Here is a 23,868-nt window from a genome sequence, read left to right as displayed (position 1 = left end):
CGCTCCGCGGGCCGCCGGTGCGCGCCCCTTTCGCGGGCCGGGCCGCCCCGGGGCCGTGTCGGCGGCGCGCTACAGCGCCGAGCGGAGGGCCCGGACCAGGGCCTGGGCGCGCGGGTCCGCGGTGACCGACTTGGCGTGGGCGTTGGTGACGTAGCCGAAGCCGATGCCCGCCTCCGGGTCCGCGAAGGCCAGCGAGCCGCCGCGGCCCGGGTGCCCGAAGGAGGCCGGGGACAGCAGCGGGGACGCGGGGCCGTGCAGCATGTAGCCGGGGCCGAAGCGCGTGTTGACCACGAGCACCCGGTCGGGTCCCGAGGAGAGCTCCTTGCCGGCCAGCGCGGTGGTGGCCGGGGTGAAGATCCGCGCGCCGTCCTCCACCACGCCGATGGTGGCCGCGTAGAAGCGGGCCAGGGCGCGGGCGGTGCCGATGCCCGCGGAGGCCGGCAGCTCGGCCGCCCGGTAGGCGGGGTCGTTCTCGTCGGGCAGGGGGTCGATGGCCGCGAAGGCGCGGCGGGTGAGGGATTCCGGATCGGCGTAGGCCGCGGAAACGTTCCGCTTCGGCCGGGTCCGGAGCGTGCCCGCGCTCTCCGGCGGATCGACCGGCGCCACCCGCCCCACCCGGTGCTCCTCGGACTCCGGCAGGCCGATCCAGAAGTCCAGTCCCAGCGGCTCCGCGATGTCCTCGGCCAGGATGCCCCCCAGCGAACGGCCGGTCGCCCGCAGCACCAGCTCGGACAGCAGCCAGCTGAAGGTCTGCGCGTGGTAGCCGTGCTCGGTGCCGGGCTCCCAGAAGGCCCGCTGGGCAGCGACCGCACGCGCTCCGGAGACCCCGTCCGCGGCCTCGGCCACCGTCAGCCCGCGGTCCAGGGCCGGGACGCCGGCACGGTGCGCGAGCAGGTCGCGGACCCGGGTCCGCTCCTTGCCGCCCGCCTTGAACTCCGGCCAGTACGAGCTCACCGGCGCGTCCAGGTCCAGCAGTCCGCGCTGCTGGAGCAGCAGCGGTACGGCCGCGGCCACGCCCTTGGTCGCGGAGCGGACGATCTGGGCGGTGTCCTCGGCCCAGGGTTCGGTGCCTTCGGCGTCCTTGGTCCCGCCCCAGAGGTCGACGACCTTGCGCCCGTCCCGGTACACGGACACCGCCGCGCCCCGGTCCCCGAGCACCTGGAAGTTGCGTACGAACGCGTCCCTGACGGGCTCGAAGCCCTCCGCCACCACACCTTGGATGTCCACGGCCTGTGCAACAAGCTCCGACCGGCGGTTATGCCGTCGCCGGGAGTCCCCGGGTCAGCCGGTCACGACGGAGCGCGGGTCGAAACCGAAGGGCAGTTCCAGCCGGTGCGCCCGCATCAGTGCCTCGTCGCAGAGCACTTCCTGGGTCTTGCCGTCGGCCACGATGGTCCCCTCGCTGAGGATCACCGAGCGCGGGCAGAGCTCCAGTGCGTAGGGCAGGTCGTGCGTCACCATCAGCACGGTGACGTCCAGCGAGCGCAGGATGTCCGCGAGCTCGCGGCGCGAGGCCGGGTCCAGGTTGGAGGACGGCTCGTCCAGGACGAGGATCTCGGGGCGCATGGCCAGGACGGTCGCCACAGCGACCCGGCGGCGCTGCCCGAAGGACAGGTGGTGCGGGGGCCGGTCCGCGAAGGCGGCCATCCCGACCTGCTCCAGGGCTTCGCGCACCCGCTCCTCCAGCTCCGCGCCGCGCATTCCGGCGGCGGCCGGGCCGAAGGCCACGTCCTCCCGGACGGTCGGCATGAACAGCTGGTCGTCGGGGTCCTGGAAGACGATGCCGACCCGGCGGCGGATCTCGGCGAGGTTCCGCTTCTCCACGGGCAGCCCGGCCACGCTCACCGTGCCGACGCCGCCGGTCAGGATGCCGTTGAGGTGGAGCACCAGGGTGGTCTTGCCTGCGCCGTTGGGACCGAGCAGCGCCACCCGCTCCCCGCGCCCGACGGCGAGGTCGACCCCGAAGAGGGCCTGGTGGCCGTCGGGGTAGGCGTAGGCGAGGCCGGAGACTTCCAGCGAGGGCGGGATCGGGGCCGGGGCTTCGTTCACAGGGACCATCCCATCAGACAGACGGCGAGCGCCGTCACCGGGAGGGCGGCCGCGTACGCCCACTGCGTGCGGGTGGCCGCCACCTCGTCGATCACCGGCATCGATCCGGCGTAGCCGCGGCTGACCATCGCGAGGTAGACCCGCTCGCCGCGCTCGTAGGAACGGATGAACAGGGCTCCGGCGGTCTTCGCGAGGACCCCCCAGTGCCGGATCCCGCGTGCCTCGAAGCCGCGGGAGCGCCGGGCGATCGACATCCGGCGCAGCTCGTCGCCGATGACGTCCCCGTACCGGATCATGAAGGAGGCGATCTGGACGAGCAGCGGCGGCAGCTTGAGCCGCTGGAGGCCCAGCAGCAGGGCGCGCAGCTCGGTGGTGGAGGCCAGGAGCACGGACGCGGCCACGCCGAGGGTGCCCTTGGCCAGGACGTTCCAGGCTCCCCAGAGGCCGGAGACGCTGAGCGACATGCCGAGGACCTCCACCCGCTCGCCCTGGGCCACGAAGGGCATCAGGACCGCGAAGGCGACGAAGGGCACCTCGATCAGGAGCCGGCGCAGCAGGAAGCCGGCCGGGATCCGGGCCGCGGCCGCGGCGGCGGCGAGGAGGACGGCGTAGGCGCCGAAGGCCCACACCGCCTCGCGCGGTGTGGACACGACGACGACCACGAAGGCGAAGGTCGCGGCGAGCTTGCAGTGCGGGGGCAGGCCGTGGACCGGCGAGCTCCCGGCACGGTAGAGCTTGTGGGCGTGCCCGGCTCCCATGTCAGGCGGTCGGTACGGCCGTGGAGGCCGCCGTCAGGTCGGCGGCGCGGCGGCGGCGCACGGTCCAGAACACGCCGGTGCCGACGAGGACGGTCGCGCCGACGCCGATGACTCCGGCGAGGCCTCCGGAGAGGCGGGCGTTCGAGACGTCCTTGACGCCGTAGTCGGCGAGCGGGGACTCGGCGGCGGCGTGCTCGGTGACCTTCTGGTCGATGCCCTTGTCGGCGGCGACCTTCTCCAGTCCGTCCGGGCTGGAGGAGGCGTAGAAGGAGACGATGCCGGCCAGGGCCAGCGCGGCGACCAGGCCGGTGATCAGCACGGGCTTGGTGGAGCGGGCCGCGGCGGGCACGGCGGCCGGGGCGGCGGCGGGGGCGTCGACCAGTGCGCCGTCGACGCGCAGCTTCAGCGGGGCGGACAGGCCGCGGGCGCCGAAGACGAGGTCGGGGCGGACGGCGATGACCGCGCCGACGGTGGCGGCGGTGATGAGGGCCTCGCCGATGCCGATGAGGACGTGGACGCCGACCATCGCGGTGAGGACCTTGCCCAGCGGGACGTCGGTGGTGCCGCCGAGGGCGTACAGGAGGGTGAAGAAGGCGGCCGCGGCGGGCACCGAGAGCAGGGCTCCGGCGAAGGCGGCGACGGTGACCGAGCGGCGGGTGTCGGGCAGCAGGCGGACCAGCCCGCGGAAGACGGCGTAGGCGACGACCACGGTGACGACGCCCATGGTGACGATGTTGACGCCCAGCGCGGTCAGGCCGCCGTCGGCGAAGAGGAGGCCCTGCATGAGCAGGACCACGGACACGCACAGCACACCCGTATAGGGGCCGACGAGTATCGCGGCGAGCGCGCCTCCCAGGAGGTGGCCGCTTGTTCCGGCCGCGACGGGGAAGTTGAGCATCTGTACGGCGAAGATGAAGGCGGCGACGAGGCCGGCGAGCGGCGCGGTGCGCTCGTCGAGCTCCCGGCGGGCGCCTCGGAGGCTGACCGCCACGGCTCCGGCGGCGGCGACACCTGCGGCAATGGAGACGGGGGCATCGATGAAGCCGTCGGGCACATGCATGGTTCTGCTCCGCTTCCTGCGGTCCGGCGAGCGGTCCGTTGACCTGACAAAGTCTTTAACCGTTCAAGAATAGGGCCTTCTTGCGAATGCTTGGCAAGAGCGGTGGCGCCACAAATAGCTCCGTGCGGATTCGTGGGAATGTGCGAGGCTGGGGGAAATACGGACGCAAATGTTCCGATTCGAGGAGTCTTGTCGATGTCAGCCGCCGAGAATCCATCCGCAGGTGCCACCGCGACCCGGGCCGTGTTCGCCACGGCCCCGCTCGCCGGGGCGCCTTCCGCCGAGGCCGCTTTCGTCGAGGAACGCGTGCGCGCCCGAGTGATCACCGACGACCCCCTCTACCGGGCCATCCCGGTCGCCCTGCGCTTCGTCCCCGCCGAGCCGCTGGCCGTACGGATCGTCTTCCCCGCCGACCTCTCCCCCGAGGGCACCGACAACGAGTGGGTCTTCCCCCGCGCCCTCCTGGAAGCCGGGCTCCAGGCCCCGACCGGGACCGGTGACGTACGCGTCTGGCCCTGCGGGCGCGTCCAGGCGGTCGTCGAGTTCCACTCCCCGGAGGGCGTCGCGGTGGTCCAGTTCGACATCGCCGCCCTGCGCCGCTTCCTGCGCCGTACGTACGCGCCCGCGCCCGCGGCCACCCGTTAGGCCCAGCCGGACCCGCCCGGTCCCACGAGAACGGCCCCGCACCACCCGGTGCGGGGCCGTTCTCTCGCGTTCTGCAGGATCAGACGCCCGCGAGCTCGCGGTCCTTGTCGGGACCGGCGCCGCCGTCCGCGGAGTCGTCGAGGTGCTTGCGCAGGCTCTCGCCCTCCACGTCCACGTTCGGCAGGATGCGGTCGAGCCACTTCGGCAGCCACCAGGCCTTGTGGCCGAGCAGTGCGAGGACGGCCGGGACGATGGTCATGCGGACGACGAAGGCGTCGAAGAAGACGGCGATCGCCAGGGCGAAGCCGATCATCTTGACCATCTGGTCGCTGGCGCCCATGAAGCCGGAGAACACCGCGATCATGATGACGGCCGCGGCCACGACCACCCGGGCGCTGTACTGGAACCCGGTGACGACGGCCTGGCCCGGCCGCTCCCCGTGGACGTACGCCTCACGCATGCGGGTGACCAGGAAGACCTCGTAGTCCATGGCCAGACCGAAGACCACGCCGACCATGAAGATCGGCATCATCGACATGATCGGACCGGTCTGCTCCACCCCGAAGAGCGAGCCGAGCCAGCCCCACTGGAAGACCGCCACGACGGCGCCGAGGGCGGCGACCACCGAGAGCAGGAAGCCGAGCGCCGCCTTGAGCGGGACCAGGATCGAGCGGAAGACGAGCATCAGCAGCAGGAAGGCGAGGCCGACGACGAGCGCCAGGTAGGGCAGCAGCGCGTCGTTCATCTTCTGCGAGAAGTCGATGTTCATCGCGGTCGCACCGGTGACGAACACCTTGCCGCTGTCGCTGCCGTCGCGGATCTCGTGGACCAGGTCCTCGGTCTCCACGGAGGACGGGCGGTCCTTGGGGACGACCGTGATGACGGCGGCGTCCTTGGCCTCGTTCTGCATGGCCGGCATGACGGCGGCCACGCCGTCCAGGCCCTTGATCCGCTCGGCCGTCGCGTCGGCGAGCGCCTTGTCCCCGTCCACGACGACCATCAGCGGGCCGTTGAAGCCGGGGCCGAAGCCCTCGGAGAGCAGGTCGTACGCCTGGCGCTGGGTGGTGGAGACCGGCTGGGCGCCGTCGTCCGGCAGGCCCATCTCCAGCTTGCCGGCCGGGACGGCGATGATGCCGAGGCCGATCACGCCCGCGAGCAGCACCATGACGGGGCGGCGCAGGACGAAGCGGGCCCAGCGGGTGCCGCCGTTGGGCTTGGCGTCGGCGCCTTCGGCGGCGGGCTTGCCCTTGCCGAAGAGGCGGGACTTGGTGCCGGCGGGCAGCACCTTCTTGCCGGCGAAACCGAGCATGGCCGGGACCAGCGTCAGGGCGACGAGGACGGCGATGACCACGGTGCCGGCGGCGGCGAAGCCCATCTTGCTGAGCATCGGGATGTTGACGACGGCCAGGCCCACGAGGGCGATGACCACGGTCAGTCCTGCGAAGACGACGGCGGAACCGGCGGTTCCGACGGCCCGGCCCGCGGCTTCGTCGCGCTCGCGGCCCTCGGCGAGCTCCGCGCGGTAGCGGGAGACGATGAAGAGGGCGTAGTCGATGCCGACGGCGAGGCCGATCATCATCGCGAGGGTGGAGGTGGTGGAGCCGAGGTCCAGCACGTTGGCCAGCGCGGTGATGGAGGAGATGCCGATGCCCACGCCGATCAGCGCGGTCAGCAGCGGCAGGCCCGCGGCGACGAGCGAGCCGAAGGTGATGACGAGGACGATCCCGGCGATCACGATGCCGATGATCTCGCCGGAGCCCGTCTCGGGGACGGCCTGCAGGGCGTCGCCGCCGATCTGGACGTTCAGGCCGTCGGCCTTGGCGGCCGTGGCGGACTCGGTGAGGGCCTCGCGGGTGGCGTCCGTCAGCTCCATGCCGCTGACCTTGTACTTGACGCTGATGTAGGCGGTGGAACCGTCCTGGCTGACGGCCTGGGCCTCGTACGGGCTGGTGACCGAGGAGATCTGGTCCTTGCCCGGACCGTCCTTCAGCTCGCTGACGATCTTCTCGACCTGGGGCTTGACGGCCGCGGAGTCGACCTTCTCGCCGGCCGGGGCCTTGATCACGATGCGTGCGGTGGCGCCGTCGGCCGCCATGGCCGGGAAGCGCTGGTCCAGCAGGTCGAAGGCCCTCTGGGCCTCCGTGCCGGGTATGGAGAACGAGCCTGAGGTGGGTGCGGACGCCGATGCGGCGCCGAAGCCGGCGACGAACAGCAGCGCCACCCAGACGAGGGCGACGAATCGGCGGCGCCGGAAGGCGCCCCTGCCGAGTCGGTAGAGGAAGGTGGCCACGTCGGTGGTTCTCCCGTTCGGGTCGTGGGATGGGTCAGGGCATGGAATGCCGTTCCGACGACGAGAGCGGCGTGTCAGGAGCAGGCAGGAATCGAGCGCGGGGACAGCGCGGGCGGGCGGCTGCCGGGTGAGCAGCCGGGCAGGTGATCAGCCGGGCAGGGGGCTGCCGGGCGGGATCAGACGCCGAGGGCGGGGAAGACCACGGCGTCGATGAAGTCGGCGAGGAAGGTCCGGTCGACGGGCCGGTCCTCGATGAGCGGAAGGGCGATGAACGCCCCGATGAGCATGTGCGGAACGAAGGCCAGGGCCGGACAGTCCGGGGCGATCTCGCCCCGGTCGACCGCTCTCTGCAGCATCACCTGCAGACCGTTGATCTCCGGATCGACCAGCAGGTCCCGCAGCGCCTTGTGGAGCTCGGGGCTCTCGTGCACCGCATGGGTCAGGCCCCGCATCAGCGCGGTGTCCTTCGCCATCTGGGCGTCGTCGGAGTTCTTGATCATGACCCCGAAGTCCCCGCGGATGCTGCCCGTGTCGATCTCCCGGAGGGAGACCGGCTGGGTGCAGCGCAGGGCCTTCGCGACCAGCTCGGGCTTGCTCCCCCACTGGCGGTAGAGGGTGGCCTTGCTGGACTTCGTACGGGCGGCGACCGCGTCCATGGTCAGCGCCTCGTAGCCGACCTCGCGGAGGAGGTCGAGGACCGCACCGTGCAGTTCGGCTTCGCGTTCGGGGGTGATCCGGCTGCGGCGCGACATGACCTCTTCGACCATCTCGGCGTCTCCTCCCGACCGTGCCCAAGCGAACGAAACCGTTTCGTACGGATCGACCATACCCCGGGACCAAGCGAAACGAAACCGTTCCGTTTCGCTAGGGGCGTGGCGTCGGTCACGCACCCGGGGCCTCCCCCGTCCCCCCGCGGGGAGCCGCATGGATCACCTGTACGAGTTGCCAGCCCCCCTCCGCGCGGAAAGCATTGGGGGGTGAGTCACGACGCGGCGTACCTCCGGTTCCCCCATCTCCACGACGATCTCCTGTGCTTCGCCACCGAGGACGACCTCTGGGTGGCGCCCCTGGTTCCCCCCGGAGAGCCCGCGGGCCGGGCCTGGCGGATCACCGTCGACCGGACCCGGGTGGGCCACCCCCGGTTCTCCCCCGACGGCAAGCACATCGCCTTCACCACCTGGCGCAGCCTCGACCCCGAGATCCACCTCGCCCCCGTCTCGGGCGGCCCGGCGCGCCGCCTCAGCCACTGGGGAGCCACCGACACCCGGGTCTGCGGCTGGACCCCGCCCGACAAGGACGGCCGCAGCGACATCCTGGCCGTCTCCTCGCACGGCCAGCCCTTCTCCTACTTCGCCTGGGCGTACGCCCTCCCCACCGACGGCAGCCCCGGCGGCCGACTCCCCTGGGGGCCCGTGTCCGACATCGCCGTGCACGAGGACGCTGCGCGTCCCGACGGGAACGGGGAGGAGCCGGGCGAGCGCCGCACCCTGCTGCTGACCGGCAAGCCCCCGCACGAGCCCGCCGCGTGGAAGCGCTACCGCGGCGGCGCCACCGGCCGGCTGTGGCTGCACGGCGAGCGGCTGCTGGAGGGCATCGAGGGGCACCTCGACTCGCCGATGTTCGTGGACGGCCGGATCGCCTTCCTCTCCGACCACGAGGGCATCGGCAACGTCTACTCCTGCCTGCCCGACGGCACCGACCTGCGCCGGCACACCGACCACGAGGAGTTCTACGCCCGGCACGCCTCCAGCGACGGCACCCGGATCGTCTACCAGTGCGCCGGCGACCTGTGGATCGTGGAGTCGCTGGCGCCCGGCGCCTCCCCCCGCAAGCTGGAGGTCCGCCTCGGCGGACCCCGCGCCGGCCGCCGCACCTACCAGGTCCCGGCCGCCAGCCACGTCGACTCCCTCTCCGTGGACACCACCGGGCGGGCCAGCGCCGTCGTCGTGCGCGGCAGCCTGTACTGGCTCACGCACCGCGACGGGCCCGCCCGCACCATCGCCGACACCCCGGGCGTACGGGTCCGGCTGCCCGAGATGCTCGGCAGCGGCGGGCAGGTGGCGTACGTGACCGACGCCGAGGGCGAGGACGCGATCGAGATCGCCTACCTGCCCCGCGCCTCGGGCGACCGCGAGCCGCGCCGGCTCGCCTCGGGCGCGCTGGGCCGCGTACTGGAGCTGCTCTCCGATCCGGACGGGGAGCGGCTCGCGATCGCCTCCAACGACGGCCGGCTGCTGCTGATCGACGCCACCGAGGAGTCCAACGGGGAGGCCAGCGAGCTGATCCGGTCCGAGAACGGGCCCGTCACCGACCTCGCCTTCTCCCCCGACGGCTGCTGGCTGACCTGGTCGCACCCGGGCATCGGCCGCTCGCTGCGCCAGATCAAGATGGCCAAGATCGCCGGACCCGGCTCCCCCGTGATCGTGGACGTCACCAACGGCCGCTTCGAGGACGAGAACCCCGTCTTCACCCGGGACGGGCGCTACCTCGCCTTCCTGTCCTGGCGCGGTTTCGACCCCGTCTACGACGTGCACACCGGCGACCTGTCCTTCCCGCTGGGCTGCCGCCCGTACCTGGTGCCGCTGTCCTCGGCCACCCCCTCCCCCTTCGCCTTCTCCCCCGACGGCCGCCCGGCGGCGGGCGGACTCGACCCCGTCGAGGGGGATTCGGAGTCGGGCGACGGCGCGGTCACCGTGGAGGTGGAGGGACTGGAGAGCCGGGTGACGCCCTTCCCGGTGTCGGCCTCCAAGTACTCGGCCCTCTACCCGGTGAGCGGCGGCGGGCTGGTGTGGCTGCGCTGGCCGATCTCGGGCGCGCTCGGCGAGACCTTCGCCAATCCGGCCGACGTGAGCGGGAAGCCGACGCTGGAGTACTTCGACCTCACCAAGGCCCGCAAGACGGAACTGGCCTCCGGGCTGGACTGGTTCGCGGTCAGCGGCGACGGCACCCGGCTCGTGGTCAACGAGGACGGCGACCTGCGGGCGGTCCCGGCGACCGAGTCGGGCGACGGCGACTCCACCGTCTACCTGGACCTGCGGCGCATCCTGCACGAGGTGGACCCGGCGGCGGAGTGGCGCCAGGCCTACGAGGAGGCGGGGCGGCTGATCCGCGCCTACTTCTGGGAGCCGAAGATGTGCGGCATCGACTGGGACGGGGTGCTGCGCCAGTACCGCTTCCTCGTCGAACGGGTCGCCTCCCCCGACGAGTTCGCCGATCTGATGCGCGAGGTGCTCGGCGAGCTCGGCACCTCGCACGCGTACGTGTCCCCGGCCCGCCGCAACGAAGGGCCTCCGCACTACCAGCGGGCCATCGGCCTGCTCGGCGCCAACCTCTTCCCCCGCGACGGGGCCTGGGTCGTCGGCCGGATCCTGCCCGGCGAGTCCTCCGACTCCAAGGCCCGCTCCCCGCTCGCGGGCACCGGCATCCGCGAGGGCGCGGTCCTCACCCACGTGGACGGCCGCCCCGTGGACCCGGTCACCGGGCCCTACCCGCTGCTGTCGGCGGCCGGCGGCACCACGGTGGAGCTCACCTTCGAACCCGCCGAGGGACAGGGCCGAGCGCGCCGGGTCGCGGTCGTCCCCCTCATCGACGACCGGCCGCTGCGCTACCAGGACTGGGTGGCCAAACGCCGCGAGGTGGTCCGGGAGGTCAGCGGCGGGAAGTGCGGCTACCTGCACATCCCCGACATGGGCGGCTCGGGCTGGGCGCAGTTCAACCGCGACCTGCGCGCCGAGATGTCCAAGCCGGCCCTGCTCGTGGACGTACGCGGCAACGCCGGCGGGCACATCAGCGAGCTGGTGGTGGAGAAGCTGACCCGCTCGATCCTCGGCTGGGACCTGACCCGCAACGCGCAGCCCGTCTCCTACGCCTCCAACGCACCCCGGGGCCCGATCGTGGCCCTGGCCGACGAGGCGACCTCCTCCGACGGGGACATGATCACGGCCGCCTTCAAGCTGCTGGGGCTCGGCCCGGTCGTCGGCCAGCGCACCTGGGGCGGGGTGGTCGGCATGACCGGCCGGCACACCCTCGGCGACGGCACGGTGATCACGGTGCCGATGAACGCGGCCTGGTTCCCCGAGTACGGCTGGTCCGTGGAGAACCACGGCGTGGAACCCGACCTGCCGATCCTGCGCACCCCCCTCGACTGGGCGGAAGGGCGGCACGCGCAGCTCGACGACGCCGTGCACCTGGCGCTGGAGCTGCTGGAACAGGACCCGGCCGCCGTACCGCCCGGCTACACGGACGTACCGGACCGGCGCCGGCCGAAGCTGCCGCCGCGGGAGTGAGCGCAGGGCATGCGAGAGGGGGTGCGACCCGGAACGTCGGGTCGCACCCCCTGCGTGTTGCCGCGTACGGCTACTTCTCCGCGGTCCCGCCGAAGGCGTCGCGCGCCTTGTCCTGGGCCTGGTCGGCAGCCTGCGCGGTGCGCTCGGACACCTCGTCCTGCGCACCGGAGGCCTTGGCCCGCTCAGCGAGTTCCCTGGCCTTGTCCTGGAACTGGTCCCTGAGACCCATGTGTCCTCACTCCTGCAACGGTGTTCGGTAAGGGGAACCCGACCAGTCTCGCCCAGGTGGACATTCCGCGCATTCCGGTCAGTGGCTCTGGCTGCGCTCCTGCTCGTCCGCAGCCCCGCCGGCCCCCACAAGCCCCTTGGAAACACTCGCGAGTCGCGGTTCGAACCGCTTCATCTCGCGCTGTCCGACGGTCGCGATGATCCCGGGCAGGTACCCGCGGATCCCCTGCATGCCGCGCAGCCACCACTGCGCGTAGACGTGCGCGGAACGCCGCTCGATGCCCGCCACGATCCGGTCGACGGCCGGCCCCAGGGGGTACGTCTGGTTCGACGGCCACGGCAGCCGCTGCCGCAGTTCGCGCATGACCTCGTCCTGGTCGGCGCCGCGCACCATGTCGGTGTCGGTCCAGGACAGGTAGCCGACGCCCACCTTGACCCCCTTGTAGCCGACCTCGGCGCGCAGGCAGTGCGCGAAGGCCTCGACCCCGGACTTGGAGGCGCAGTAGGCGGTCATCATCGGCGCCGGGGTGATCGCCGCGAGGGAGGCGATCTGCAGGAAGTAGCCGCGGCTCTCCATCAGCACGGGCAGGAAGGCGCGGGCGGTGACCGCGCCGCCGATCAGGTTGACCTCGATGACCCGGCGCCAGGCCTCGGGGTCGGAGTCGGCGAACGGCCCGCCGGAGGCGACGCCGGCGTTGGCGACGACAATGTCCACCTTGCCGAAGCGCTGCTTGACCTCCTGCGCGACCCGGGCCATGGCCTCGTGGTCGGTGACGTCGGCGTACCAGTGGTCGCTGTCGGTGTGCAGCCGCGCGGAGACCTCCTTGAGGGCCTCGGGCTCCAGGCCCACGAGGGCCACCTTCGCGCCGCGGGCGGACAGCTTGCGGGCGAGCAGCTCGCCGACCCCGCGCGCGGCGCCCGTGACGACGGCGACCTGTCCTTCCAGACTCCTGTGAGCACTCACGAGGTCTTCTCCTTTGCGGGTTCGGCAGCGTCGACACGTTCCTCGGACCGGCTGACGTACACCGCGGCGAGCTCGCGCACGGCGGTGGTGACGGCCTCCGGGGCCTCGATCGGGCTCATGTGCCCCACCCCGGTCAGTTCGGTGAGCCCCACGCAGTTCGGCAGCGCGGCAGCCAGCCCCCGGGCGTGCACGATCGGCGTCAGCCGGTCGTTCTTGCCGCCGATGACGGCGGTGGGCACGGTGAGCGCGGCCAGCTGCGCATCGAGGTCCAGGGAGGCCAGCACCCCGGACCAGGCGTGCCGCACCGGGGTGGGGCAGGCGTGCACGATCCGCGCGCAGGCCTCGACCTTGTCGGGCGCAGAGCCGGGGCCCATCGTGGCGTACTTCAGCACCCTGCGGGCGACGGGGGTGACGGGCCCGAGCGGGGCCCGGGATCCCAGGACCGCCCCGGTGATACGGGTCCTCGCGCGGCCGGGGCGCCACGGCAGGACCTGCGCCTCCTCGACCAGCCGGCCGCTGCCGGTGCTGCACAGCAGCGCGGCGGCGACGTACCGGGCGAACTCCGGCCGGGCGGCGGCCGCCATGACGGTCATCCCGCCCATGGAGTGGCCCGCGACGACGGCCTTCTCGCCGGGGTCGAGGGTCGCCCCGAGGACCGCGACCAGGTCGTCGGCGAGGGCTTCGGTGCCGTAGCCGGACACGAGGCCGGCGGGGCTGCGCCCGTGGCCCCGCTGGTCGTAGGCGACGACCCGGTGCCCGGTGGTGGACAGGGCCCGGATCTGCGCGGCCCAGAAGGCGGTGGAGCAGGTCCAGCCGTGCGCGAGCACGACGGTCGGCGCCCCGTCCTCGCCGTGCACCTCGACGTGCAGACGCGCACCGTCGGCGGAGGTGGCGACCAGCTCCCGCCGGGCGGCGGGCGGTGCGTACGGCCCGGCGGTCACGTGCGTCAGCCGGCTCACGCGGCCCCCTCCTGCTCCGCGGATCCGGCCCCGCCGGCCGGGGCGTCCGGCGACGGCGCCGCATCCGCCCGGCCCCGGCCGCGCTTCGCGCCGGGCCCACCAGCCGCAGCCACCGGCACCCGCTCGCGCGGAGCGCCCCGTACGACCTCGTACTCGCTCAGGTCCACGCCCAGGGTCTCCTTGCGGAACTCCCCGGTGGTGCCCGGCCAGACCGTGGTGTTGCGGCCCTGCGCGTCCAGGTACCAGCTGGTGCAGCCGCCGGTGTTCCACACGGTCCGCTCCATGCGGGTCTGGACCTGCCGGTTCCAGGCGTTGACCGCGGACGGCCGCGCGGCGAGGGCGACCTTACCCCCCAGCACGCCCAGCTGGCGCATGTAGTCCGCCATGTAGTTCAGCTGCGATTCGATCATCAGGATCATCGAGCTGTTCCCGAGCCCGGTGTTCGGCCCGATGATCGTCATCCAGTTCGGGAAGCCCGCCGCGGTGGCCCCGCGCAGGGACTGCATCCCGTCCTTCCACACCTCCGCGAGGGTCTTGCCGTCCACGCCCACCACCCGGTCGGCGATCGGCATGTCCGTGACGTGGAAGCCGGTGCCGAAGACGATCGCGTCGACCTCGGTCTCGGTCCCGTCGGCCGCGACCAGCACCGATCCCCGGATCTCCTTCAGCCCGGAGGCCACGAGGTCCACGTTGGGCCGGGCGAGCGCCGGGTAGTACTCGCTCGACAGCAGGATCCGCTTGCAGCCGATGCGGTACGAGGGCGTCAGCTTGGCCCGCAGCTCCGGGTCCTTGATCGAGCGCGCCATGTTCGCCTTGGCCAGGGACTCGATCAGCCCGAGCTGGTTGGGCCGCTTGGTGAAGGCGCTGACCTGGAGCTCCCGGATCCCCCACAGCAGTCCGCGGCGGGCCGCCCGGGTGAAGGGCAGCTGGCGGTGCAGCCAGCGCTCCACCGAGGTGATCGCCCGGTCGGTGCGCGGCATCACCCACGGCGGGGTGCGCTGGAAGAGGGTGAGCCGGTCCACCTCGGGCGCGATGGCGGGCACGATCTGGATGGCGGAGGCGCCCGTACCGATCATCGCGACGCGCTTGCCGCGCAGGTCGTAGTCGTGGTCCCAGCGGGCCGAGTGGAAGACCTTGCCGGGGAAGCCGGCGAGTCCGGGCACGTCCGGCATCTTCGGGTCCGACAGCGGCCCGGTGGCGGAGACGACCACGTCGGCGGTGAACTCCCCGGCCGAGGTCTCGATCTCCCAGCGCATGGCGTCCGCGTCCCACCGCATCATCAGGACTTCGTGGTTCAGCCGGATGTGGCGGCGCAGCCCGAAGGTGTCGGCCACGTGCTCCAGGTACTCCCTGATCGCGGGCTGCCCGGAGAACGTGCGGGGCCAGTCGGGATTGGGAGCGAAGGAGAAGGAGTACAGGTGGGAGGGCACGTCGCAGGCGCACCCGGGATAGTTGTTGTCCCGCCAGGTGCCGCCGACGGAATCGGCGCGCTCCAGGATGACGAAGTCCGTGATCCCCTCGCGCCGCAGCCGCACCGCGGCGCCCAGCCCGCCGAACCCGGACCCGATCACCGCCACGCGCACGTGTTCGCGTTCACCGTTCATACCGTCACCCATGCCCGCCGCCTAAGGATGCAGATCCAGATGCTGCCAGCAATCACTGGCACAATCGGGAGAGTAGAGCAGCCCCGTACTCATGGGTAGGGGTTGCGCCGGGAAAGTTACCCGGAGTACGCCCTAGGCTGCGCACGTGCACGACGTGACGCAGGACGCAGCCCATACCGCGGGAGCAGGGACCACAGTGCGCGAATACCGCACGGAAGAGCTGGCCGAGGCCGCCGGCATTCCCGTACGCACCCTGCGCTTCTACCGCGAGCGCAAACTCCTGCCGCCACCGCGCCGCGAGGGCCGCATCGCCTGGTACGACGACCAGCACCTGGCCCGGCTGCGCACCATCGCCGCCCTGCTGGAGCGCGGCCACACCCTCGGCGGGATAGCAGAGCTGACCGTCGCCTTCGAGAACGGCCGCGACGTCGGCCAGCTGGGCGAGCTGCTCGGCATCGACCGGTCCGAGGAGACCCCGGTCCGCCTGACGCCCGAGGCGCTCGCCGACTACTTCGAGGGCGAGGTCACCCCGGAGAACCTGGCGGCCTCGCTCGACCTCGGCTACCTCGCCACCGACGGCGAGGAGATCGTCCACGTCAGCCGCCGGCTCCTGGACGTCTCCTCCGCCCTGGTCCGCGAGGGCGTACCGCTCTCGGCCGTCCTGGAGGCGGGCCGCCGGGTGCGCGAGCACGCGGACGCGATGGCGGCCCTGTTCGCGGAGCTCATCTCCACCCACATCTCGGAGGAAGCCGTCCCGCGGCTGCGCCCCCTGGCCAAGAGCGTGGTCGAGGCCGAACTCACGATGGCCATGGAGCGCCTGCGCCCGCCGGCGCCGGAGCCCGAGCCCTCGCCGGCCTCGCCCCCTCAGACGCCGAGCTCGTAGACCACGGTCACGGGAGCGTGGTCGGACCACCGCTCGGGGTGCGTCTCGGCCCGCTCCACGAACGCCTTGACGGCCTTGGCCGCCAGCCCCGGCGTCGCCACCTGGAGATCGATCCGCCAGCCGGCGTCGTTGTCGAAGGCCCGCCCGCGGTAGGACCACCAGGAGTACGGCCCCTCGGTGTCCGGGTGCAGGCTGCGCACCACGTCCACGTACCCGGCGGTGTCGTACACCTTCCCGAGCCACTCGCGCTCCTCGGGCAGGAAGCCGGCGTTCTTCCGGTTGGTCTTCCAGTTCTTCAGGTCGGCTTCCTGGTGGCAGATGTTCCAGTCACCGCAGACCACGACCTCGCGCCCGTCCGCGGCGGCCCGTGCCCGGAGCTCCTGCAGATAGCCGAGGAACTCCTCCATGAACCGGTACTTCTCGTCCTGCTTCTCCGTCCCGGCCTCCCCGGAGGGCAGGTAGAGGCTCGCGACCGTCACACCGGGCAGGTCGATCTCCAGGTACCGGCCACTGCTGTCGAACTCGTCGCTCCCGAAGCCGACCTGCACCCGCTCCGGCTCCCGCCGCGTGTAGAGCGCGACCCCGGCCCGCCCCTTGGCGGCGGCCGGCGCGAACACGGTGTGCCACCCCTCGGGCGACCGCACCTCCTCCGGAATCTGCCCCTCCTCGGCCCGCACTTCCTGCAGGCAGACGACGTCGGCGTCCGACCCGGCCAGCCACGGGGAGAACCCCTTCTTGGCGGCGGCGCGGATTCCATTCACGTTTACGGAGGTCACAGAGAACATCCCTGCACGATAGCCGGAGCGTTCCGTAGGCTGTTCCGATGTCTCAGGAGATCCAGCTCCGCGCCGTGGCCTACGACCACCCGGACGCGGTCAAGCTCAACGACCAAGTGCAGATCGAATACCAGGAGCGCTACGAGGGCGAGGGCGATGAAACGTTCCTCGACCCGGCGATGTTCGTCCCGCCCAGCGGCCTCTACCTCCTCGCCTACGACGCTTCGGGCGCCCCGGTCGCCAGCGGCGGCTGGCGCAGCCACGAGGCGAACGACGAGGGCTACGCCGACGGCGACGCCGAGCTCAAGCGCATGTACGTGATCCCCGAGGCCCGCGGCCTGGGCCTGGCCCGCCGCATGCTCGCCGCCCTCGAAGCGGACGCCCGCGCGGCCGGCCGCCTGCGCATGGTCCTGGAAACCGGCGACCAGCAGCCGGAGGCCATCGCCCTCTACCTCTCCGAGGCCTACACCCTGACGGACGACAAGTTCGGCCACTACCGCTTCCACGACTCCAGCCGCTGCATGACGAAGCCGCTGAACCCGGCGTGACCCGGCGTACCCCGGTGTGACCCGAGGATCCCGCCCGATCTTCCGGACGGACGGGGTCCGCTTTCTTCCCGGCAGCAACCGGTGAGCGGTCGTACGAGACGGCCGCGGCGGGGGATATGGTGCGAGTCTTGATCGCATTCGTGAATCGACGATCCCCCGCGGACTGTGGCGCATGGAGCGGTCTGGTACGTCCGACGACTTTGGGGGAGTCCCGTGCGCCGTGATCCATCCATATCCGGAGCCTCTGCGATGGGCCGGCGTTCCGCGCTGCGCCTGGCCGGCAAGGGGGCGCTCCTCACCGCCGGCGGCGCCCTGCTCACCGTGCCGGCGCAGCCCGCGGCGGCCCGCGCGGGGGCCGGCGGGATGAGCGTCACGGGCGGGCAGCTCGCCGAGGGTCTGACGCCTCCCCCGTTCGCGCCGACGGGCCGCCGCCCCAAGTTCCGGCGGGCGACGTGGTCCCAGCAGTTCCAGGCGCAGCACGGCTGGACCGCGGCCGGTGCCGGCACGGCGTCGTCGGAGGCGAACGACACGGCGGCCTTCGTCCGGGGGACGCAGTCGGTGCGGGTGACGACGAACGGCACGGGCAAGCAGTCGTACGTGCGCAAGGTCGGGCTGCCCGCGATGGACCTGACCGGAAAGATGATCAGGCTCGTCTTCCGCGTGACGGACGTGTCCCACCTGGCCAAACTGGATTTCTACGCGGGCAGCGGCTCCCTGGCGAACCACTTCGTCTGGCAGTTCCACGCCCACTCCACGACCTCGGCCAACTACGTCCAGTCCGGGGAGTGGGTGACCGTCCACCTCCAGTGGGCCGACATCACGGGCGCCGCGGGCGCGTACGCGGTGTCGTCCTCCGGCGTGCCGTCCACGCGGACCGGCATCACCGACCTCTCCTTCGCGCTGTACGACGACGCGGCCGGCCCGGTGACCTACCACCTCCAGGCCGTCGAGCTGGTCCCGGACACCAGCACGGTCTTCCCGAAGGGCGCGGTGTCGATCACCTTCGACGACTCCCACAGGTCGGTCCACGACCTGGCGCGGCCCGCGATGGACGCCTACGGCTACTCCGGGACGGTCTACAACATCGCCGACGCGATCGGCACCAAGGACTTCCTCACGATCGACCAGATGCGGTCGATGCAGGACACGTCCGGCTGGGAGATGGCCGGCCACTCGTACGCGACCGCCACGCACACGGCGAGCTACCCGAAGCTCACGGCGCAGCAGGCGGACGACGACTTCCGCCGTCTGCGCGAGTGGCTGGTGTCCAACGGCTTCACCAGCGAGCACTTCGCGTACCCGCACGGGGCGTTCCAGAAGACGTCCGACGGCGTCCCGGTCGACCTGCTCGCGAGCCGGCACTTCAGCTCGGCCCGGTCGATCATCTCCGAGACCGTCGAGTCGTACGCCCCGGCCATGCCCTACCGCCTCAAGGCCGTCACCGGCATCAACGACGGTACGGGGATCGGCGGTACGCAGCTGTCGAAGGTGACGGGCCTCGGCGGCAAGCTGGACCGCTGCGCGAAGAACGGCGACTGGCTCATCCTCTGCATGCACAAGATCGTCGCGGGCGCCCCCGCGTCCAGTACGGAGATCAGCCGGAACGGGTTCGCCGCGATGATGAAGGAGATCGATGCCCGCGGGATCCCCGTGGTGACCGTCGCGGAGGCGATGCAGTACTACACCTGAGCCGGCCGCGCCGGAGGCGCGAACAGGGGCGGTCCGCCCCTGTTCGCCCGTACGGCTAGCGGCCGCCCTGGTCGGGGATCCCGTACGGATCGGCGTAGGGCTCCTGGGCGTGGCTCCACTGCGCGGGCCAGTCGCCGAAGTACTCGTCCTGCCCGTAGCCCTGCGGCTGCGGCTGCGGCTGGACCGCTTCCGGGGTGCCCCAGGAGACCCACTGCTGCGGGACGGGCGCAGCCCAGCCGGCCTGCTGCGGCCCCTCGGCCCCGTACTGGCCCGGCTGCGCCGCGTACTGCGGTGCCACGGTCTGCGGTGTCACGGTCTGCGGTGCCACTGCCTGCGGTGCGAAGGCCTGCGGGGACTGGGTGAGGCGGTTCAGCGCCTTGTTCTCCAGGCGCATCATCTGCAGCGTCTCGGTGACCTTCGGGCTGGAGTACGGGTCCTCCTCCTCCCACACGGAGGCGACCTCCCCCTCGTGGCCCGCCACCGAGACCTCGACACCCGCCTGCCGGGTGCCCCAGCTGCCCTTGTGCAGGGTGAACAGGGCGTAGAAGCGCAGGGGTGTGAGCAGCGTCAGCTGGATGACGCCGTAGAGCGGGGCCAGCAGGAACATGCCGAACCGCTTGACCAGTCCCATGCCGCGGCGCGGGAAGTCGAGGTAGCGGACGTTGCGCAGGTACCCCATGAGCACCATGAACATGAGGTAGTCACCGATGTGGTTGACGAACCTCGCCGGGTGCATGATCGGCAGGATGACCATGGAGTAGAACATGGCCGAGCCGAAGACCAGCCACAGCATCAGTTCCATGGTCGTCAGCCAGAACGCGGGTCGCCACTTCTTCTGCTTGCGGAACGCCCACAGCGACTCGCGGAAGAACGACTTGTTCCAGCGGACCTGCTGGCGCAGGAAGTGCGGCAGCTTCTCCGGCACCGCCGTGTAGCCGACCGCCGTCTCCTGGAAGACGACCTGGCCCTCGATGAGGCAGTAGTTGGTCATGCGGCGGTCGTCGCCGAACACCGCGGGCTTGCCCAGGAACTGCTGGTTGAGGAAGTCGTCCAGGTACTTGCGGACCAGCGTGCCGCGGTAGACGGACAGCGCTCCGCAGCAGCAGAGCACGGACTTCAGCCGCGAGTAGGCGGCCCGCTCGAAGAGGAACGAGTTGCCGTACCGCAGGTCCTGCAGGCGCGTGAAGATGTTGCTGTCGTGGTTGAGGGCGAGGACCATGCCGGTCGAGGCCATGATCTTCTCGTCGGCCATGGGCAGCAGCAGTTCGCGGACGGTGTCACGGGACAGGATCGTGTCCGAGTCCACGCACAGGAAGAGGTCGGTGTACGGGGCCGCCTGGAACCCGCGGGCGAGCGCCTCGCGCTTGCCCTTGTTCTCGGGCTGCACGCTGACGGTGTACTTCACGCCGCGCGCCTCGAAATCGCGGCGCAGCTTGGCGGCCGCCCGGATGCCGCCGGGGTCGGCACTGCAGTCGTCGATGATGTGGACCTCGTTGGGGAGCCGGCTCTGCGCGAGCAGGCTGCGCATCCCCTGCTCGAACATGACCGGGTCCTCGTTGTAGATCGGGATGACCGCGGTGACCCAGCGGCTCTCCAGGTACTCCAGCTGCGCCTGGTCGGCCTTGGCCGGCCGGTAGAACAGCGCCCCGAACATCTTCAGCGACAGCAGGCCCAGGGCGCCGAGCGAGTAGAGGTGCAGCGAACCGGTGTCGAGCCGGGTCGCGATCAGCGCGGCGAGGCCCGCGAAGACGACGTAGGAGACCTTCAGGTGCCGGCGCTTGCGGTGCTTCTGGTGGCCGACGGAATCGACGGCGCCCGCTATGTAGGTGTCCTGCGCCGTCACAGCTTGACCACGCGGGGATGCGCCGCGGACTTGCCGCTGGTGTCGAACAGTGCCTGCGCGCGGTCGGCGAGCGCGCCGAAGTCGATCTCCCGGTGGGGCTGCAGCAGGATGGTGAGGTCCGCTTCCGCGGCGCCGGCGAGGTAGTCCTCGACCCGCTCGACGGGGAGCCCGTCGACGGTCCATTCCGCGACGCGCGGGTCGAAGTAGACGAGTTCGGCACCCTTCGCGAGCAGGTTCTGCGCGACGGCCTGCGCGGGACTCTCCCGCTGGTCGGAGATGTCCGGCTTGTAGGTGACGCCGAGCAGGAGGACGCGCGAGCCGCGCACGGCCTTGCCCTGGTCGTTGAGGAGGTCGGTGGCGCGGGCGACCACGTGTACGGGCATCCGCTGGTTGATCTCCTGGGCCAGTTCCACGAAGCGGAACGGGATGCCGAGCGACCGCACCTTGTACGAGAGGTAGTTGGGGTCGATCGGGATGCAGTGGCCGCCGACGCCGGGGCCGGGGAAGAACGGGGCGAACCCGAACGGCTTGGTGGAGGCGCAGTGGATCGCGTCCCAGAGGTCCACGCCGATCTCCCGGCAGAACATCGACATCTCGTTGACGAGGGCGATGTTCACGTGCCGGTAGGTGTTCTCGAGCAGCTTGGCCATCTCGGCCTCGCGGGTGCCCTTGGCCTCCACGACCCGCCCCACGAAGCGCTCGTAGAGCCCGCGCGCCGCCTTGGTGCAGTCGGGCGTGACGCCGCCGACCACCTTGGGCGTGTTCTCCAGGCCGTACGTGGGGTTGCCCGGGTCGATGCGCTCGGGCGAGAAGGCGAGGTGGAAGTCCCGGCCCGCACGCAGGCCGCCGGCTTCGAGCCGGGGCCGCACGACCTCGTCGGTGGTGCCCGGATATGTCGTGGACTCCAGGACGACGAGGGTGCCCGGAGCGAGGTGGGCCGCGATGGCGTCCACCGCGGCGTCCACCGCTCCGAGGTCGGGGGCACCGTGCTCGGTCAGCGGGGTCGGTACGCAGATGACGACCGCGCCGGCACCGGCGATGACCCCGGCCTCGTCGACGGCCCGGAATCCCTGGCCGAGCATCGCCCCGACCTCGGAATCGGTGATGTCGTCGACGTGTGAACGGCCGGCGTTCAAACCGTCGACGACACGTCGGCTGCGGTCGAGGCCGACCACGCTGAGGCCGGCCGCGGCGGCTGATCGGGCGAGCGGAAGCCCTACATATCCGAGCCCGACCACCACGAGATCGACCTGCACAGTTGTGTTCACAGAACTCATTCCCCACCCCACCCGCGCCGCGGATGCCATGGCCCCCCCGGGCGCAGACATAAACCTGAATCGGTCAAATAGGGTTCGCATGCTAACAACAGATGTGCGGCCGGATTATCGACGGGATCGGTGTTTTATGTCACCCGATCTCGCGTACAACCCTCGGCCCGGTTCGACTGTCCAGGGTGCAGCACACCCTCCGCCCCCGACAGTGAAAGCCCAAGCCCCAACTGGCCTGCGAGGCTCGGCCCATGGAGCCCGCAGACCCTTGCGGACCTTGCACCGCACGCAGAGTGAAGCCTTGGGGTTAGGATCACGGAAATTCAGTCACGCGTTGTGTTCATCCGGGCGATCCGGAAGAGGAACGACCCATTCAACGCGCCTCACACCCTGCCGAGGAGTTCCTTTCCCGTGCCCACAGACCGCCGCACCTCTCCGCATATGCAGCGCCGACGCATCTGGCAGCCGATCGCCACACTGCTCGTCGCGGGCACTGTCGTAGGCGGCGGCATCGCCTTCTACTCGACGGGTAATCCGACGGCAAAGTCGGACCCTTCCGAGGTGACCGTCCGATATCGCACGGATTCCGTTTCAGACGATGTGGCGAAGCCTTCACTTGAAGTTTTCAACACGTCCAAGGAGCCGTTGCCTTTGGGCGACGTACGGCTTCGGTACTACTTCACCGCCGACACGGACACCCCGTACGCCTTCAACTGCGTACAGGCCGCGGCGGGCTGCTCCAAGGTCACCGGAACCGTCGTCGCCCTGGACAAGCCCAGCGGCACGGCCGACCACTACCTGGAGGTCGGCTTCACCGCGGACGCGGGCACCCTCGAACCGGGCGCGAACAGCAACGGCATCGACCTTCAGCTCTACCGCGCGGACCACGGGAAGCTGAAGCAGTCGAACGACCGCTCCTTCGACGGGGACAAGACCACGTACAAGGAGTCGAGGACCGTCACCGCCTACAAGCGCGGCGCTCTCGCGTGGGGCGAGGAACCCGCGGGCAGTGCCGCGGCGGCCGCGAGCGGCGCAGCCGGCTCCCCGCCGGCGCCCGCCGTCCCGTCCGGGATCATGTTCGACACCTTCAACTACCGCGGCCCCGAGGACCCCGCGCTCTTCAAGCACGGCTGGCTGGTGCGGACCAGCAAGGGCGGTCCCGGCATCGCGAACACCTGGTCCGCGGAGGGGATCAGTTTCCCGCCCGCACAGGACGCCCTGGGCGCCCAGGTGCTCCAGCTGCGCGCCCGGACCGACGGCACCCCGTCCGGCACCCGTCAGGCGGCCCTGGGGACCCTCAAGCAGAAGTTCCGCACCGGCACCTTCGCCGCACGGATCCACTTCAGCGACAAGCCCACGAGCGGCCGGAACGGCGACCACGTCAACCAGACCTTCTTCACCATCGGCGGCAGCGGCTCGAACTACAGCGAACTGGACTACGAGTACATGCCCAACGGCGGCTGGGGCGCCCGCGGCCCCAAGCTGGACACCACGAGCTGGCACGACGCCGACAGGAACGACCGCGTGACCAGCAAGTCGGAGAAGAGCCTGGAAGGGTGGCACACGGTCGTGCTCACGGTGACGGAGGACTCGGTCACCTATCAGGTCGACGGCCGCAAGCTGTTCACCAACAGCAAGAAGTACGCCCCGCGCGCCGACATGTCGGTGCAGTTCAACACCTGGTTCGTGGACCTGCCGTTCAAGGGGGACCGCGCATGGGACATGCAGGTCGACTGGGTCTACTACAACGCCAAGCCCGGCCAGTCCACGCAGGAGGTCGAAGCCGCCGCGAAGGCCTTCGACGCCGGCGGCATGCGCCACGTCGACACGGTCCCGGCCCCGGCCTCCTGACCCCCCGGGCGGGCACCGGCACTCCCCCGGTGCCCGCCGCCGGACGGCGCGCGGTGCGGGCCCTCCCGGCCCCGGCATGCGAAGACACCCCGCAAACGCCGAGATCCCGCCCCGCCTTTCGGCGGGACGGGATCTCATGACGTTCTCGGTAGCAACCCGTGAACTGT

At 71.4% G+C, this 23,868-nt stretch carries 19 protein-coding genes; 6 read left to right on the top strand and 13 right to left on the bottom strand.

The window, feature by feature from the left end; all coding sequences use genetic code 11:
• Nucleotides 1-69: 69 nt before the first annotated feature.
• The 4 genes from ACZ60J_RS18655 to ACZ60J_RS18640 are packed head-to-tail and all read right to left on the bottom strand — an operon-like array spanning nucleotide 70 to nucleotide 3,867.
• The gene (locus ACZ60J_RS18655; RefSeq protein WP_469683086.1) at nucleotides 70-1,227 is read right to left on the bottom strand and encodes a serine hydrolase domain-containing protein; all 1,158 of its coding nucleotides are present in this window, start codon (nucleotides 1,225-1,227) and stop codon (nucleotides 70-72) included.
• A gap of 54 nt (nucleotides 1,228-1,281) precedes the next feature.
• On the bottom strand, nucleotides 1,282-2,058 hold the full coding sequence (locus tag ACZ60J_RS18650) for an energy-coupling factor ABC transporter ATP-binding protein (protein ID WP_469683085.1): 777 nt from the start codon (nucleotides 2,056-2,058) through the stop codon (nucleotides 1,282-1,284).
• Nucleotides 2,046-2,807 carry a cobalt ECF transporter T component CbiQ gene (gene cbiQ / locus ACZ60J_RS18645; protein WP_469683084.1) on the bottom strand — a complete coding sequence of 254 codons (762 nt, stop codon included), beginning with the start codon at nucleotides 2,805-2,807 and terminating at the stop codon, nucleotides 2,046-2,048. The genes ACZ60J_RS18650 and cbiQ overlap by 13 nt, the downstream gene beginning before the upstream one ends.
• Before the next feature lies 1 nt (nucleotide 2,808).
• A complete protein-coding gene (locus ACZ60J_RS18640; RefSeq protein ID WP_469683082.1) occupies nucleotides 2,809-3,867 on the bottom strand; it encodes an energy-coupling factor ABC transporter permease in 1,059 nt (352 codons plus the stop codon).
• A 195-nt stretch (nucleotides 3,868-4,062) separates the two neighbouring features.
• Here ACZ60J_RS18640 and ACZ60J_RS18635 point away from each other — a divergent pair, with 195 nt between their 5' ends.
• Entirely contained in the window at nucleotides 4,063-4,512 is a 450-nt protein-coding gene (locus tag ACZ60J_RS18635; protein ID WP_469683081.1) for an SsgA family sporulation/cell division regulator, read from the top strand.
• Nucleotides 4,513-4,591: 79 nt separating this feature from the next.
• Here ACZ60J_RS18635 and ACZ60J_RS18630 read toward each other — a convergent pair whose 3' ends face one another.
• Both ACZ60J_RS18630 and ACZ60J_RS18625 read right to left on the bottom strand, forming a co-directional pair.
• A complete protein-coding gene (locus tag ACZ60J_RS18630) occupies nucleotides 4,592-6,802 on the bottom strand; it encodes an MMPL family transporter (protein WP_469683080.1) in 2,211 nt (736 codons plus the stop codon).
• 176 nt (nucleotides 6,803-6,978) lie between these two features.
• Nucleotides 6,979-7,569, bottom strand: coding sequence for a TetR/AcrR family transcriptional regulator (locus ACZ60J_RS18625; protein ID WP_469683078.1), 591 nt, complete (start codon nucleotides 7,567-7,569; stop codon nucleotides 6,979-6,981).
• Between the two features lie 210 nt (nucleotides 7,570-7,779).
• Between ACZ60J_RS18625 and ACZ60J_RS18620 the strand changes: the two genes are divergently transcribed.
• Nucleotides 7,780-11,088, top strand: a complete 3,309-nt coding sequence (locus ACZ60J_RS18620; protein ID WP_469683076.1) for a S41 family peptidase — start codon at nucleotides 7,780-7,782, stop codon at nucleotides 11,086-11,088.
• Between the two features lie 70 nt (nucleotides 11,089-11,158).
• Here ACZ60J_RS18620 and ACZ60J_RS18615 read toward each other — a convergent pair whose 3' ends face one another.
• The 4 genes from ACZ60J_RS18615 to ACZ60J_RS18600 form a co-directional block, all read right to left on the bottom strand.
• A complete protein-coding gene (locus ACZ60J_RS18615) occupies nucleotides 11,159-11,317 on the bottom strand; it encodes a hypothetical protein (RefSeq protein ID WP_469683074.1) in 159 nt (52 codons plus the stop codon).
• A 78-nt stretch (nucleotides 11,318-11,395) separates the two neighbouring features.
• Nucleotides 11,396-12,280 (bottom strand): SDR family oxidoreductase, encoded by an 885-nt coding sequence (locus ACZ60J_RS18610; protein ID WP_469683073.1) that lies wholly within the window; start codon nucleotides 12,278-12,280, stop codon nucleotides 11,396-11,398.
• Entirely contained in the window at nucleotides 12,277-13,239 is a 963-nt protein-coding gene (locus tag ACZ60J_RS18605; RefSeq protein WP_469683072.1) for an alpha/beta fold hydrolase, read from the bottom strand. The genes ACZ60J_RS18610 and ACZ60J_RS18605 overlap by 4 nt, the downstream gene beginning before the upstream one ends.
• Complete coding sequence (locus ACZ60J_RS18600) at nucleotides 13,236-14,843, bottom strand: flavin-containing monooxygenase (RefSeq protein ID WP_469683071.1); 1,608 nt, start codon at nucleotides 14,841-14,843, stop codon at nucleotides 13,236-13,238. The genes ACZ60J_RS18605 and ACZ60J_RS18600 overlap by 4 nt, the downstream gene beginning before the upstream one ends.
• A 154-nt stretch (nucleotides 14,844-14,997) precedes the next feature.
• Here ACZ60J_RS18600 and ACZ60J_RS18595 point away from each other — a divergent pair, with 154 nt between their 5' ends.
• Nucleotides 14,998-15,726, top strand: a complete 729-nt coding sequence (locus ACZ60J_RS18595; protein ID WP_469683289.1) for a MerR family transcriptional regulator — start codon at nucleotides 14,998-15,000, stop codon at nucleotides 15,724-15,726.
• Here the strand turns inward: ACZ60J_RS18595 and ACZ60J_RS18590 are convergent.
• Entirely contained in the window at nucleotides 15,708-16,511 is an 804-nt protein-coding gene (locus ACZ60J_RS18590) for an exodeoxyribonuclease III (protein WP_469683070.1), read from the bottom strand. The genes ACZ60J_RS18595 and ACZ60J_RS18590 overlap by 19 nt on opposite strands.
• 38 nt (nucleotides 16,512-16,549) lie before the next feature.
• Between ACZ60J_RS18590 and ACZ60J_RS18585 the strand changes: the two genes are divergently transcribed.
• Nucleotides 16,550-17,050: a GNAT family N-acetyltransferase gene (locus ACZ60J_RS18585; protein ID WP_469683069.1), complete on the top strand. Its 501-nt coding sequence runs from the start codon at nucleotides 16,550-16,552 to the stop codon at nucleotides 17,048-17,050.
• A gap of 249 nt (nucleotides 17,051-17,299) precedes the next feature.
• A complete protein-coding gene (locus ACZ60J_RS18580; RefSeq protein WP_469683068.1) occupies nucleotides 17,300-18,739 on the top strand; it encodes a polysaccharide deacetylase family protein in 1,440 nt (479 codons plus the stop codon).
• Nucleotides 18,740-18,794: 55 nt separating this feature from the next.
• Here the strand turns inward: ACZ60J_RS18580 and ACZ60J_RS18575 are convergent, their stop codons facing one another.
• The gene (locus tag ACZ60J_RS18575) at nucleotides 18,795-20,582 is read right to left on the bottom strand and encodes a glycosyltransferase (protein WP_469683067.1); all 1,788 of its coding nucleotides are present in this window, start codon (nucleotides 20,580-20,582) and stop codon (nucleotides 18,795-18,797) included.
• Nucleotides 20,579-21,838, bottom strand: coding sequence for a nucleotide sugar dehydrogenase (locus ACZ60J_RS18570; protein WP_469683287.1), 1,260 nt, complete (start codon nucleotides 21,836-21,838; stop codon nucleotides 20,579-20,581). The genes ACZ60J_RS18575 and ACZ60J_RS18570 overlap by 4 nt, the downstream gene beginning before the upstream one ends.
• 453 nt (nucleotides 21,839-22,291) lie before the next feature.
• Between ACZ60J_RS18570 and ACZ60J_RS18565 the strand changes: the two genes are divergently transcribed.
• Nucleotides 22,292-23,701 carry a cellulose binding domain-containing protein gene (locus ACZ60J_RS18565; protein WP_469683285.1) on the top strand — a complete coding sequence of 470 codons (1,410 nt, stop codon included), beginning with the start codon at nucleotides 22,292-22,294 and terminating at the stop codon, nucleotides 23,699-23,701.
• Nucleotides 23,702-23,868 lie beyond the last annotated feature (167 nt).

Source organism: Streptomyces sp. NPDC104226, assembly GCF_055584085.1.
Note: the sequence above shows the minus strand (reverse complement) of the source record. Positions and strands in the feature narration are given on the sequence as shown.